This window comes from Providencia sp. PROV040 (genome assembly GCF_032706145.1).
Classification (GTDB): domain Bacteria; phylum Pseudomonadota; class Gammaproteobacteria; order Enterobacterales; family Enterobacteriaceae; genus Providencia; species Providencia hangzhouensis.
In genome coordinates this window covers 137,329-150,435 of record NZ_CP120532.1, presented here as the reverse complement: position 1 = coordinate 150,435, position 13,107 = coordinate 137,329, and the positions used below count along the sequence as shown (strand labels likewise).

Below are 13,107 nucleotides of genomic sequence, written 5' to 3'. Positions count from 1 at the left end.
GGTGGACAGATCTGGATTGTGAAGTATCCCTCCCCCGAGAAGAAAAGCGGATCAGTACGTTCCTCTCGACACAAAAGAAGCGCATCACTCTCCAGATGTGTTTGTCGTAGGGGGCCTCATGAAACAACTTCCTCCTGACACACCAGAACAATCACTGATCACTCAGTACAAAGGGCCTCGCCTTGTCGTTAAGGCCTACGCTGGAACGGGTAAAACCACGACACTGGTGAAGTACGCCCACAACAACCTCGATTCACGTATCCTCTACTTGGCATACAACAGGGCTATCCGCGACGAGGCAAGAGAAAAGTTTCCTGCAAACGTAGACTGCAAAACGTCCCACCAGCTTGCCTACGCCACTATAGGAAGGGGCTACCAGCACAAACTCTCCGGCAACCTAAGGCTCACCGATATTGCCCAAGCGGTGAATACCAAGAACTGGACGTTTGCCAAAGATATTCTCGATACGCTCAACGCCTTTATGTGTAGTGCAGACATGCGGATTCTTTATACGCATTTTGCTCGCGCCGATACGGGTAAAGTGCTTACGTCCAAACAGGAGAGATACCAAATCCAGGTGGTCGAAGGTGCTGAGCTCATATGGAAACGGATGACAAACGTTCAAGATCCGTTCCCGACCGTACACGATTGCTACCTCAAACAGTATCAGCTCGGGATGCCGAATCTGTCTCGCCGGTACACCACCATTCTTTTTGATGAAGCACAAGACGCTAACCCCGTAACAAGTAGCATCGTCCTACAGCAGAACTGCAAGGTAATCCTGGTTGGAGATCGCCACCAGCAGATCTATAGGTTCAGAGGCGCAAACAACGCCCTTGATAGCAAAGAGCTCATGAACGCCGACCAACTCTATCTCACTCATAGCTTCCGCTTTGGCCCCAACGTTTCGCTGGTGGCAAACGCCCTTCTTGAACTCAAAGGTGAAACACGACCTGTTGTTGGCCGGGGACCAGCAGATCAGGTACTCATGTTTTTACCAGGTGACGTGGGCCACCGCGCAATACTTCACCGAACCGTCATGGGGGTTATAGAGACGGCGCTCTCTGCGACCGAATCCGGAGCGCAGGTATTCTGGGTCGGTGGAATCGACGCTTACCAGATCAATGAGCTCCAGGATTTGTACTGGTTTTCGATGGCAGAGCCAGACCGGGTAAAGAATAAGAAACTGCTTGATGAGTATGAAGACTACTTCGAGTATCAAGAAGTAGCGAAGGCGACCAAAGACCCTGAGATGATGAGGGCTGTCAAGATCATCAACAGCTACGATGAAATCCCTGAACGACTCACCACTCTACGACGCAATACAGTCAAAGAAGAGTTTGGGGCTGACATTACGGTCTCAACAGCTCATCGGTGCAAAGGGTTGGAGTGGGACTTTGTTCAGCTCTATGACGACTTTCCGGATGTCCTGGACCCAGAGCTCGACCCAATGGCCCGTGACGATGAAATAAACCTGCTCTACGTTGCATCCACCAGAGCGATGCGAATCCTTGCGTTGAACAGCGCTGTCGAGATGGTTATCCGCTACATCACCCAAAAACGCATGGTCGAGAAGCAGATGAAGATGGCCGCAGAAGCGACAGAAGTTGAAGAGGACACGACCAAATAGTTTGGTCAATTCTTTCACATGTGAAAGTTGACAAATAAAACGCTCTAAGCGCCCTAAATGGGCGCTTACACCTGCCTAATTTCACGCCTCCCACCTCTACCATATCGAGCATGGGAAAATACGTGCGTGAGACTATGAAAAAATCACCTTTGAATTTACTGCTCCTTGCAGCGCTCACGCTGGGGGCATCACACCAGGCTTGGGCTCAAGATGGCACAAGACCTGGTTTTTATGAGCGAAAGGAAGAGGGTTGGTTCTGGTACAAGGAAGAGCCCAAAGAACCAGAGAAAAAACCCGAAAAGCCCAAACCAAAGCCTGTGGCAGAAGCGAAGCCTACACAGCCTAAGCCTGCTGCTCCGCTTCCGAGCGGCCCAGAAATGTTCTCAGCGGAATGGTTCCGGGAAAACTTACCCAAGTACAAAGACCTTGCTTGGAACAATCCTACCGTTGAAAACGTCAGGACGTTTCTCTACTTGCAACGATTTGCGATAGATCGCTCTGAACAATTTTCCGATGCTACAGAGCTGGCGGTCGTAGGTGATCCTTTCTTGGATGAAATTACTCGACGTCCTGCTGCCACGTTTGCCTCACAACAAGTTGATCGTGACGCTGGTAACGCCAAAAACATGCTACTCAAAAGCGTAGCCGAACGCGTAGGGATATTCTTCTTCTACAAGTCCGACGATGACTACAGTGACTTGCAAGCACCGCTCATCAAGATGTTGGAACAAGGAGAAGGATTCTCGATCATTCCTGTATCTATGGACGGCAAACCACTCCCCAGTGGGCTTTTCCCCCATTACAAAACCGATGAAGGCCATGCCAAACAACTTGGTATCGTAACTTTCCCTGCTGTTTACCTCGCATCTCCAGACGGTCAGTTCGCTCCTATAGGACAAGGGCCAATGTCTCTTCCTGAGCTGAATCACAGGATTTTGGTCGCAGCAAAACGCAATGGTTGGGTCACAGACGAAGAGTTTAACCGTACACGTCCGGTACTCAACCTGGAAAACAACATAGCCGAACGCTTGGCCTCACCAGAGCTGGGCTCTGACCTCAAACAGCTATCTCAAGCGAGCGGTGATAAAGACAACTTTGTGCCACCGGAACAACTCATGAAGTACATCCGGGACAAATTACAGGAGAACTAAGATGGTCACGCACAAGACATTAAAAAGGAGCCTGCTTGCCCTGAGTGTGGCGGCCAGTCTCGTCATGGCACCGACAGGGGCGATAGCCGCTAACGGCCTCCAATCACAGATGGACAAACTCTTCAATGAAATGAGCAACACAACACCACCTGGGGTTTATGAAAGCCAACGACGTGGCGTTTTAGCTGGTGGCCGGTTCACTGCAAAGACACGAATCTTCGACGAGAACCTGGTGAGCTTTGCCCCTCCATCATGGAAAGCTGGTTGCGGTGGTGTAGATCTGTTCGGCGGTTCGCTTTCCTTCATTAACGCGGATCAAATTGTCCAACTCCTTCGGGCTGTAGCAGCCAACGCCAAGGGCTATGCCTTCCAGCTTGCGCTCGATAACGTTTTCCCGGACGGAGCGAAGTGGATAGAGAACTTCCAGAAGAAAGTGCAAGCGCTCAACCAACATCTGGGCAACTCCTGCCAGCTCGCTCAAGGTTTCGTGAACGACCTAACCAGCGGCATGGACCTTAAACACAAAACTGATGCTTCTATAACCGCGACAACTTCCGGCCTGTATGAAGACTTCTTCGGGTCCAAGCAGGAAACCAGCGGCAAGAGTCCTCTGGAAGAACTGAAAGCCAACAAACCTGACGAATACAACAAGATGATTGGCAACATCGTCTGGAAGCAACTCAAGAGCAACAACGCCAACACCTGGTTCCAGTACGGGGATAACACCCTTCTTGAAGCGATCATGTCTTTAACCGGCACAGTCATCATTGGTGATCTGGTAAACGACCCGAACTCAACCGGCACTGGTGCGAAAACAACCCCTCTGACGACCCTACCAGGTAACAAGATCACCTTGTCAGACCTGATTTCAGGCGGTTCTGTTGAGATCTATTCCTGTGATTCTGATACGACCAACTGCCTGAGTGCTGGCTCCAGCAATAAAACTGTCGTGCTCAAAGGTATCAAGAACCAGATCACCGATATGCTGTTAGGAACAAGCTCTACACCTGGTGTGATCTACAAATACGCAACGAACTCTGGAACCTTAACCGACCCAGAAAAGGCCTTTGTTTCTAACCTCCCCGGAGGGATTGGCACCATTGTTCGTAACTTGTCTGTCCTTTCACAGGACGGCGCTAACCTGTTCGCAACAGAGTCATCAGGAGCGATAGCCCTGACCATGATGTATAGCTTCTCGGAAGAGTTCTTCCGCGCAGCTCGCATTGCGATGGCTAACAGCAAATCACCCTACAAGAAAGAGGCACTAGAGCTTCTCGCGCAATCGCAACAGCAAATCCGTGCTGAATACACAATCCTGTCCTCTCAATACGGCGATCTGGCAAGCCAAATTGAGAAATACAACAACCTACTGGACAACATCCGCAAGCAAAAATACATGCTGGCAACTTTGTCCAATCCTCCTAGCACGAACTAAGGAGCTATTGGAATGGGATCTTTTTCAATCCACTCTATCGGTGACTCTGCTTTTCTGGAGCAAATCCTGATTGCAGTATCAATGATCACCGGCACCGGGGATTTCGAGAAGATGGTCAGTATTGGCCTGCTTCTTGGGGTCTTGATGATCTGTATTCAGTCCGTCTTTCAGGGCGCAAAGCAAATCAACCTCCAGCAAGTGCTGGTAGGTTGGATTCTATATGCCTGTTTCTTCGGCCCAACCACAACTGTGACTATCGAGGACGCTTATACAGGGCAGGTTCGAGTCGTCGCCAATGTCCCTATTGGGGTAGGCTTTGCTGGAGGTGTCATATCCAACGTGGGATACACCATCACCAATTTGTTTGAAACTGGATATGGGGTAATCGTACCCAATGTCACGGAAAGCCACTTTTCCGAAACACTGAAACTGTTGAATGACGTCAGACGGCGAGCCTATGACACAGGAGTTTTTACTGCGCTTAACTCAGCAAATGGAGGCGGCTATGTTGACGTGAGGCGTTCCTGGAACAATTACATTCGGGAATGCACGTTAACCAAAGTCGATCTCAACCTAATGTCCCTTGATGAGTTGATGAACCGTTCAACTGACTCAGCTTTGCGATTCAACTCACAGCTCTACGGAACTAGGTTGTATTTGTCTACAGCAAACCCTGACGGCGCTGACTACACATGTACTGACGGATGGGTGGCTATTAGCACTGCAACCGCCAACCTAAGCAGCCCGGTTGTTGTTGATGCTCTTAACAGCCTACTGGGTATTGACACGTCAACTGGAGACAACGCTCTAACGAAGCTGACCGATTCGCTTCAAGCGATGGGTGCCACAACTACGTCATCAATCGACTATCTGAAAGCCGCCGTTCTGGAGCCCCTCTATTATGAAGCCGCAGCAGGACGTTATCAGGACCTCCAGGATTATGGCTCTGCATTGATGGTCAACCAGGCTATTCAGCAACGGAACACACAGTGGGCCGCAGAGCAGTCGATGTTCATGACCGTCGTCCGACCAATGCTGACGTTCTTTGAAGGCTTTATTTATGCTATAACCCCGATCATTGCTTTTATTATCGTGATGGGCAGCTTCGGCCTCCAGTTAGCCGGGAAATATGTACAAACCATCCTCTGGATTCAGCTATGGATGCCAGTCCTCTCAATTATAAACCTGTTTGTTCATACCGCCGCGTCAAATGAGATGTCTAGCCTCAGTGCTGGTGGTCTCAACTCCATGTACGCTCTTTCCTCAACTGGAGATGTTCTGCAACACTGGATTGCAACCGGCGGCATGTTGGCTGCGGCCACTCCGGTGATTTCCCTGTTTATCGTCACAGGTAGCACCTACGCCTTCACCAGCTTGGCATCGAGAATAAGTGGTTCTGACCACGTTGACGAAAAGATGCAAACGCCAGATCTACTCAAGCAAGGTCCGGTTATGCAAAGTCAGCCAGCGTACAATCACAACCAGTTCAGTGGTGCGATTGCAAACGGCGCAGAAAGCATGATCAGTACCTTCTCGCTTGGCTCCACCTTGGCATCAGGCGTGAGCTCCGCACAGGCATTACAAAGTCAGAAATCGGAGGCTTTCCAAAGCACTCTTGGTCGAGGTTTTTCTGATGGAGTAAGTCAGGATCAAGCCTATTCAAGACTCTCCAATGTCGGGCGCAACGTTTCGTCGCAAAACACAGCTCAAAGCCAATTGATCAACCAGCAAGCCAAGAACTTCATGGATAAGTTCCAGGTGGATGATAGCCACTCTGATGCTGTCAAAGGTGCTTTTGCCATGCAGGCTATGGGCACACTCGATGTTGACGAAGCTGCGTCCATGCTTATGCCTATGGTTGGCAAGGCCAGGGCAGCAATGAAGGCCGCTGCTGGTGTGAAATCAAACAGTACAGCCCTAGTTCCTGCTGGTGGTAATGGCGAATCAGGCGGCGGCAGTGATGTCCTGGACATCAAAGCGCAAGCGAAGGGAGCAACAGAGTCATCAACTCAAGACTCTTCAAGCTGGTCAGCGAGTGATGTGTCCCAGTTCATGAAGGGTGTGAGCTATTCGCAAACCGATAGCCAGGCGTTGACAAATCAATTAGCGCAGGGTTTCAGCCGTTCTGGAAGCGAGTCATTCAAGCAAACCTGGGGCGATAGCTTATCCCAGAACCTATCCAAGTCCGCTTCTGAACTGGTGTCTGCATCGGACACCTTCACAACAATGAGTCAGCTCCAAAACCAAATGGGCTCCATGACTAATACCGACTTTAAAACTCTCGGTGGTGCAGTAGCACAAACCCCTGCGGCCATGAACCAACTGAATGACTATTTCCGAAATGCCGCGCCGCAATCGGTTAAAGACGAGGCGGCTTCACTACAGCAAAGATACCAAGCCTACGGAATGTCTCCTCAAGTGGCCCAGGCAGCAGCGCGAATGACAGCAATGACCAACTCCAAAAATTACGAACAGGGTAAGGAGCTTGGCGGGTATCAAGCCGCACTACAGGCGATCAATACCGCGTCCGGTCGCAACGGAGCATTTAGTGGTGATGCTTACGGAAATAACGGCATTGAAGGCCCGAATGTTCAAGGCCTACCAGGTCAGGTTCAAGGGGCTGTAGGCAGTGGACCTAACATCCCAACCGGATTCCGGGAGAATGTGGCTGGGATGGCTGGAACTAATCCGGCATCAGAAGCTGGGCAGTTACCAACGAATAGCCCCCTTGTTCAAAATGAACATGCAGCCGGTACGTCAGCTCTTCATAACCAAGCACAGCAAACAGAGCGAAATGTATCTGCTCCTGAACTGAAAAAAGCCCAAGATAACCTTATGAACTCGCTTCCGGAAATGTCTTGGAGCGCTTCGGCGTGGGGAGCGTGGGACAACTCCAGTGATTGGATGGGCCGCAGAGCTGAACAAGCAGGTGGAGCTCTCATTGCTGGTGGTCAAGCTGGCGCTGATGCGTTCTCAAGAGCGATGGATCAAATGAGAACGATGACACCTGAACAACGCGACCAATTCATCGCGGCCACTCAACGCGGCGACCAGGCCGTGCAAGAGGAGTTTGGCTGGGCCGGTGATGCGATGGTCGGTATGGCTAAACTTGGCCGCAACGTCATGGGAGCTGCTGCAAGCGGCTATGATGCAGCGAAGGAGTGGTTAACTGGTAAATCTGATCTATCGGAAGCCGCTAAAGGGATGAGCATTGAGGAACGCGGCGCGTTCTATGCAGCAGCGCTATCCTCTGCCGCAGAAGCTGGTGGTGGAGCCGCGCAGCAGTTTATGAACCAGTACGGTGATGAGTTCAAAGAAACGATGCAGTCTATCGCTCAAAGCCGTTATGGGCTGACTGAATCCCAAGCCGCTGTTTATGCCGAATCGTTTGACACAAACGAAGGTCGCATGAACCAGGCTGTTCAGAATCTGAAAATGGAGTATGCAGAACGTAACCCGGATGGCTCACCGATGATGCAAGGAGGTCAGCCTGTTCTTTCTCAGCAAAACGAAGAGTTTACGGACAAGCTGGTAAACGTATTGCAGAACTCGACGGAAGCTGGAGACCGTTCAGGTAGCTATTTGACTGCCGTCAGGGGGTACAACATAGCAAATCAAAGGTTCTAAAAGACCAACCAAATAATAAGGGGGCCAGCAGGCCCCCTTATTCGTCTCCAGCTCCAATATGGAAGCGCTGGTCAAAATCATAGGAATCTTGAAACCCACCAGTTTGTTTTTTTCTGCGCCGGGTAGGTGGTGCCTCTTTATATGCTGACCGCGCAACGCGGATAAAGCACGTTAGTCCAAACAGAGCCCCGACAACCAAAGCAACTTGCCACTGGAAGTAAGCGATCCCTCCCCAAAAGATAACAGCAGCCCAAAGGCTTTTGTGAACCAGAAATAGGAAACGAGCACCCCAAACGCCGAAGGGAGCCAGCGCCACACCAAGTCCCCAAGGTGTGTCAGCCATCATGGCTATTCCCAGAAGCACCATTCCCAGCAGAAGAATATTGACCACATGTTTCATATCAACCCCCTTACTCTTTACCTCCAGTTTACCACGGCATCAAAAAATGCAACTGTGAAAGTTTGACTATTTTTTGCTAAACAACCATTCCATTGGCAACTTCTTCGATTAGAATTTGCCCTCAAACTTTCACATGTGAAAGTTTGCCCTTACGGAACAAGGCGTTTATTGACAAAGCATTACATAGTTGAACATGTCAAACAAATCGCATACACTATGGAATAGGCCATTGCTAACGCTTTGGTCCCCATCTGCAACACCGCAGAGTTCTCTTTCTCAAATATCTCTTTCTGTAAACACCATCATCCTTGTGTGGTCGGGATGCGCCTTTGCCTTCCCTGCCCTCCTCAGCTCCTGCTGTATTCGCAATTTCAGCCCTCGCTGTATCCCTAAAATCACTTATACCTAAACGCTATTTAATATCACAAAATACCGCACTCCCCGTGCGCTATTTCCGCCATTCTTTTGGCGCACTTTCCATTACTATCGCAAAAATATCCGTATCCCATTGATTACTAAAAGTATTGTAACTTTGTTCCGTCGGTACAAAGTTAAGTGTATGTTTTTAAAGGTTTTTTATTGTTGACAGCATCATTATTTGGGCTTGTAAAGGCGCAAAATGTGTCAGTTTGTGACAATAGAAGAACTCTAAAAGCGTTCATCGAATAACGCACTTTTTGTATGGCTAACAACGCAGTTTAAAGGGTGGCAAACAATGGATAAATGCCAATTGATAGACATCCCAAGCGACCCAGAGAAGAAACGTGAGTGGATCAAGTACAAACTCAAGATCCAGGGGCTTTCTCTGGCCGCATTGGGCAGAAAACACAAAACATCTCGGCAGGTGGTGTCTACGGCACTCTATAAGCCCAGTCCACGCTGGGAACATGAGATAGCTACAGCTTTGGGTGTGAAGCCGTCTGAGATTTGGCCGGAGCGGTACGACGAAGAACACGAAATACCCCTCAGACATAAGGAGGCAAGCTGATGAAGAACAAAGCCAAGGCGCTAGTTCTGTCTGCGGCTCTCCTTTCATCAACAGCGAATGCTATTGACCTGAGCGGAACCATCTTCGACAAAGCAGCGAAAGCATATAACCTCGACCCTCTTCTAGTGTATTCGGTCGCATTGGCCGAATCTGCATCAGGGAGAGGTAATGGCTCTATAAGTCCTTGGCCTTGGACGCTTCGCGTTCCTGGGCTTCCTTTCTATGCTAAGTCGGAAGATCAGGCAAAGGCTAAGCTCGCTGAGTTTCAGCAGCAGTACGGTCGTGCCATTGATGTCGGGTTTATGCAAGTGAGCATCCGGTGGAATGGTCATAGAGTTTCTTCTCCAGCAGATCTTCTCGACCCAGAGACCAACGTCATGGTTGGGGCAGAGGTGCTATCAGAAGCCATTCAGTCATCTCCAAATGACTTGGAGCTTGGCGTTGGCCGCTATCACGCCTGGGAAGACGAAATCCGAGCCAGAAACTATGGTAGCCGAGTCTTGGCTATCTATCGCAACCTTCGTGATTTGTGAGGGGGGCGGAATGTTGGAACTGGATATTATTGGTGCGTGGGATGCAAGAGCCGTCAACCTCGATCAAGAAGAAGCTGATAGAAACGTCTACGAGTTCGATCTGACATTGTGGAACCTGCTATCCACTCTGGCAAAAGAACGTCCAGATGATGCGGCCTCACAATTTTCTTTGGGCATGGACACCGTTCAAAAGCTGTCACTGGCAACACCTTCCCAATTGGAAGCTCTGGCCTCTGGCGTGTTGATCTCTTTCAAACTCGAAACAGCAGAGCAGAACATCATCACGCGACTCTCTGGCGACTACGACCCTGTAGTTTTTATCAACCATAGTGTTGATGAATTTGATGCTGCCTACTGGTTGCTATTTAACCGCGTCGCATCGAGAGACCCGGAGATGGCAAAGGAAGTTTTCGGGGTTTCGAGAGAGCTTGCGGAGCTGGTGGCTAAGGCAACAGACAGCCAGTTGCGCCACATGTCTGGAACAACGGTTACGCATTTTACGCTTCGTTTTGCTCCGAGCATCATTGAAGAAATTCTCGATGACAGCCGGGAAGAGTTAACACACCCGGTATTGAAAAAACTGCAACAGTCTCTACAGGGACGTGGGAGGTGGAGATGAACATTGGCAACTCTGGTACATTGGGTCGCTGGGTTACAGCTCGACACATGGCCCTTGCTGGGTACATCACAAAAATCATCATGATCGAGACTGGTCTGACCTACAAACAGGTCAGACGGCTTTACCAGGATCTGGAGAGGGACGGATATACTCTGGAACGAAAATCCAGAACTTTCCGGGGTGGTGCGACACTGATTCATAGTCACACATCCAAGATACAGGCCTCTCTTCTAATGCAGCTCTACTTCAACATTGGTGGAGAAGCCGTGTTGCGGTCTGTGAACATCAAAGCCTTGAACAAGGCATTTAGAATGTATCACGCAATCCGCAAAGAAGTGCCCGGAATGAAAGGTGCTCGGTGGGCTCCGTTTGATATTACTGATGCCTGGTGTCTTGCTTCGGAGCTGAGAAGTGGGGACGCAATGCTGGAGGTGTGCGACAACTGCAAGTGTACGTACTTCACCTCTGTTAATCAAAGAACCTGCGTTGAATGTCCGTTCTGCAAAGAACAAGGAAGGCATGGTGGTGGGGAGAAAGAGTGTGCTTGAGTAGACTATGACATTTCGGACCAGAAGATGAGCGCCCAAACTTTGCGGCGCTCATTTTTTTACTTCTTCTGTGGGATACGGTAGCGCTCCAGCTCGACAGCTCCCAACCCCTTGAAAGCATCCGGGCGACGTCCTTGCCCACTCCACGAAACTCCGTCTTTTGAATATTTAGCATTATCAGGTTCTGATCTGCTCGTGAACATTTCGTTGAGCAAGCCGATGTCCACACCGCAGGATTCCATGTCGCTCATTATTCGCTCAGCCTGAGCTCGCTTTTCTTTTTCTTCTTCTTCTCGCTTTTTGTACTCTTCCTCCAGTTCATTGAGAACGCCCTTCATTCTGTCAATGATCTCCCGAACTTCATCTAACGGGAGTCCTCGCAACAGGGTGCGAATGCGGCTTTTACGCTTTAACTCTGCGATTATTAACTCTCTACGTTCAGCCGCTGATAGCGTAGAGAACTCCTCGTGGTCTTTCATGTCATACGGAGCCCATCAGTTTTCCTTTAAGTGAATCACGTTGAGAGTTCAGTTTTGCGTCAGTCTGCACTGGCGAATTTTGATGCTGTGCAGGTTGACTCTCTGAACTCTGTTGCTCAAAAGACCCAATGTTGCCAGAAAATCGAAGAGAATAAAGACCCAATAGAGCAAGGGCGCGGAGCCGATCACTACGCGCCTTATGCTGCATCTGGGACAGTTCACGATAGAGCTCCGGAAAGGCTTGCTCCGATATGTTCAGATTAGATATTTTTCCATCCCATTTGCTACCAGCCACAACGACCTCCTATCTATCAGCCGCAGAACCAGAAGCCCCTGGCATTGGATGCCACGGATTCGTTGGGCAGTACGATCCTGCTCTTAGGGAAAAGCTCCTTGGCCGCATCTTGGTAAGCCTCGGCACCGCCGCCAGCCAGCAGAACTACGTCAGCATCCATCCCGTCCTCACGCATTGACTTCCGCATAGGGATCAAGGCGTTTTGAGCGACTTTGGTTGAGGCTTTCTTGAAGTAGTCTTTGATCGATACCTTTTCACCGTAGAGGAAGATTTCGGCCTTACCGGCACGAATAGCTTTCTCGATCTTTTCGATGCCAGGGGCACCGCCGTGGTCTTCCTGAATTAGCCGGTCCGTTTCCTGTAGCAACACCGACATCGCCTTGAGGCTGGTGCCAGATGAGTGATAGCGGACCTCTCCCTCTTCAAGAGCTACCCAGTCTACAGAAAAGAACCCAGGGTCAATTACAACGGTTTTTCCTCCCTGGATAATCTCCAGGAGGTCTTCATCTTTGGTTGAACTTACAACATCCATGTAAGCACCGGCAGGTTGAGGTACAACCACGACAGACTTAACCGCTACCGATCGTTTTGGCGTGATCTGGTGTTCACCCTCAAGCCGAGATTTCAACGCCTCTCTGCGCTCTACGTCCATGTACTGACTAACAGGCAGGCCAGTCACCAGCACATCGATCTCCTTCTGCTCGGACATCAGGAGTGCAGCGTAGAAAAGAGCCTTGTATGGATTGGTCGAAGGATAGTCGCCGTGAAGCTCACGCTCCCATCCTTGCAATCGGTCAGGCTCGACGCCTGCAACCCATTTCTCTCCATCAATCACAACCTGAATGCAGGTCCCTGCACCGCCAGTTAACTGTTGTGGCATCAGTTCCAATGGACCTGCCCCCACCGGCATGACGACTGTGCGAGCTTCCTCACCTTTATACCCCATTGCCATTTTCAGGTTGGAGTAACCAATATCCAAACCCAGAACAAATTGACTCATGAAATCCTCCAAAGATTGCTTTTAGATTGCTTTTCGATTGCTTGCCGCGTGTTGGATAGAGAATAAGGCTAAAAGCGGGGACAGATGGCCTGTGTAATTGCCCAAAAGGGGCATATAGGTTGCTTTTCGGTGGCTTTTTGATCGTTGAGTAAGGGAACCTATGGGAACGCTGCACGGATAGGCTCAGATAAACAGACCTTACCCTCGCATCGAGAACCGCTTGCCCTCCAGCATCGAGAGACGGTGGTAAAGAGGCATTTGGAATCTTTGATGCCATATCCAATATATCTGGAATCTTTAAATATAGATTCATATGTAAAGAGGCTGTGAAAGAATAAGAGCATCAAGATTCCAGATAGATAGAGGGAAATTTGACAAATTCCAAAGATGGGTTAGCCTAGT

Annotated in this window: 13 protein-coding genes; 8 read left to right on the top strand and 5 right to left on the bottom strand. The window is 49.8% G+C overall.

Annotated features, from left to right (window positions below; genetic code table 11):
• Positions 1 to 118: 118 nt before the first annotated feature.
• From P3L40_RS24975 to P3L40_RS24960, 4 genes are all read left to right on the top strand, one after another.
• A complete protein-coding gene (locus tag P3L40_RS24975) occupies positions 119 to 1,630 on the top strand; it encodes a UvrD-helicase domain-containing protein (protein WP_000811656.1) in 1,512 nt (503 codons plus the stop codon).
• Positions 1,631 to 1,740: 110 nt separating this feature from the next.
• A complete protein-coding gene (gene traF / locus P3L40_RS24970; protein ID WP_001326396.1) occupies positions 1,741 to 2,781 on the top strand; it encodes a conjugal transfer protein TraF in 1,041 nt (346 codons plus the stop codon).
• 1 nt (position 2,782) lies between these two features.
• Complete coding sequence (locus tag P3L40_RS24965) at positions 2,783 to 4,216, top strand: conjugal transfer protein TraH (RefSeq protein ID WP_000256129.1); 1,434 nt, start codon at positions 2,783 to 2,785, stop codon at positions 4,214 to 4,216.
• A 12-nt stretch (positions 4,217 to 4,228) separates the two neighbouring features.
• Complete coding sequence (locus P3L40_RS24960; protein ID WP_000534551.1) at positions 4,229 to 7,843, top strand: conjugal transfer protein TraG N-terminal domain-containing protein; 3,615 nt, start codon at positions 4,229 to 4,231, stop codon at positions 7,841 to 7,843.
• 37 nt (positions 7,844 to 7,880) lie between these two features.
• On the opposite strand, the gene P3L40_RS24955 is transcribed toward P3L40_RS24960, so the two are convergent.
• Positions 7,881 to 8,243, bottom strand: a complete 363-nt coding sequence (locus tag P3L40_RS24955) for a hypothetical protein (protein WP_000683483.1) — start codon at positions 8,241 to 8,243, stop codon at positions 7,881 to 7,883.
• A gap of 715 nt (positions 8,244 to 8,958) precedes the next feature.
• On the opposite strand from P3L40_RS24955, the gene P3L40_RS24950 reads away from it, so the two are divergent.
• From P3L40_RS24950 to P3L40_RS24935, 4 genes are read left to right on the top strand one after another with little or no spacing between them, the layout of a single operon-like run.
• A complete protein-coding gene (locus tag P3L40_RS24950; protein ID WP_000356489.1) occupies positions 8,959 to 9,231 on the top strand; it encodes a transcriptional regulator in 273 nt (90 codons plus the stop codon).
• The gene (locus P3L40_RS24945; protein ID WP_000790610.1) at positions 9,231 to 9,764 is read left to right on the top strand and encodes a transglycosylase SLT domain-containing protein; all 534 of its coding nucleotides are present in this window, start codon (positions 9,231 to 9,233) and stop codon (positions 9,762 to 9,764) included. Before P3L40_RS24950 ends, P3L40_RS24945 begins: the two co-directional genes overlap by 1 nt.
• Positions 9,765 to 9,774: 10 nt before the next feature.
• Positions 9,775 to 10,383 (top strand): hypothetical protein, encoded by a 609-nt coding sequence (locus P3L40_RS24940; protein ID WP_000891157.1) that lies wholly within the window; start codon positions 9,775 to 9,777, stop codon positions 10,381 to 10,383.
• Positions 10,380 to 10,931, top strand: a complete 552-nt coding sequence (locus P3L40_RS24935; RefSeq protein ID WP_001020646.1) for a FlhC family transcriptional regulator — start codon at positions 10,380 to 10,382, stop codon at positions 10,929 to 10,931. Before P3L40_RS24940 ends, P3L40_RS24935 begins: the two co-directional genes overlap by 4 nt.
• 59 nt (positions 10,932 to 10,990) lie before the next feature.
• Here P3L40_RS24935 and P3L40_RS24930 read toward each other — a convergent pair whose 3' ends face one another.
• From P3L40_RS24930 to P3L40_RS24915, 4 genes are read right to left on the bottom strand one after another with little or no spacing between them, the layout of a single operon-like run.
• The gene (locus P3L40_RS24930) at positions 10,991 to 11,410 is read right to left on the bottom strand and encodes an H-NS family nucleoid-associated regulatory protein (protein WP_000651490.1); all 420 of its coding nucleotides are present in this window, start codon (positions 11,408 to 11,410) and stop codon (positions 10,991 to 10,993) included.
• Between the two features lies 1 nt (position 11,411).
• Positions 11,412 to 11,705, bottom strand: coding sequence for a hypothetical protein (locus P3L40_RS24925; protein ID WP_000919078.1), 294 nt, complete (start codon positions 11,703 to 11,705; stop codon positions 11,412 to 11,414).
• Positions 11,706 to 11,721: 16 nt separating this feature from the next.
• The gene (locus P3L40_RS24920; RefSeq protein ID WP_000077458.1) at positions 11,722 to 12,705 is read right to left on the bottom strand and encodes a ParM/StbA family protein; all 984 of its coding nucleotides are present in this window, start codon (positions 12,703 to 12,705) and stop codon (positions 11,722 to 11,724) included.
• Positions 12,641 to 12,982 carry a hypothetical protein gene (locus P3L40_RS24915; RefSeq protein WP_131728116.1) on the bottom strand — a complete coding sequence of 114 codons (342 nt, stop codon included), beginning with the start codon at positions 12,980 to 12,982 and terminating at the stop codon, positions 12,641 to 12,643. Before P3L40_RS24915 ends, P3L40_RS24920 begins: the two co-directional genes overlap by 65 nt.
• Positions 12,983 to 13,107 lie beyond the last annotated feature (125 nt).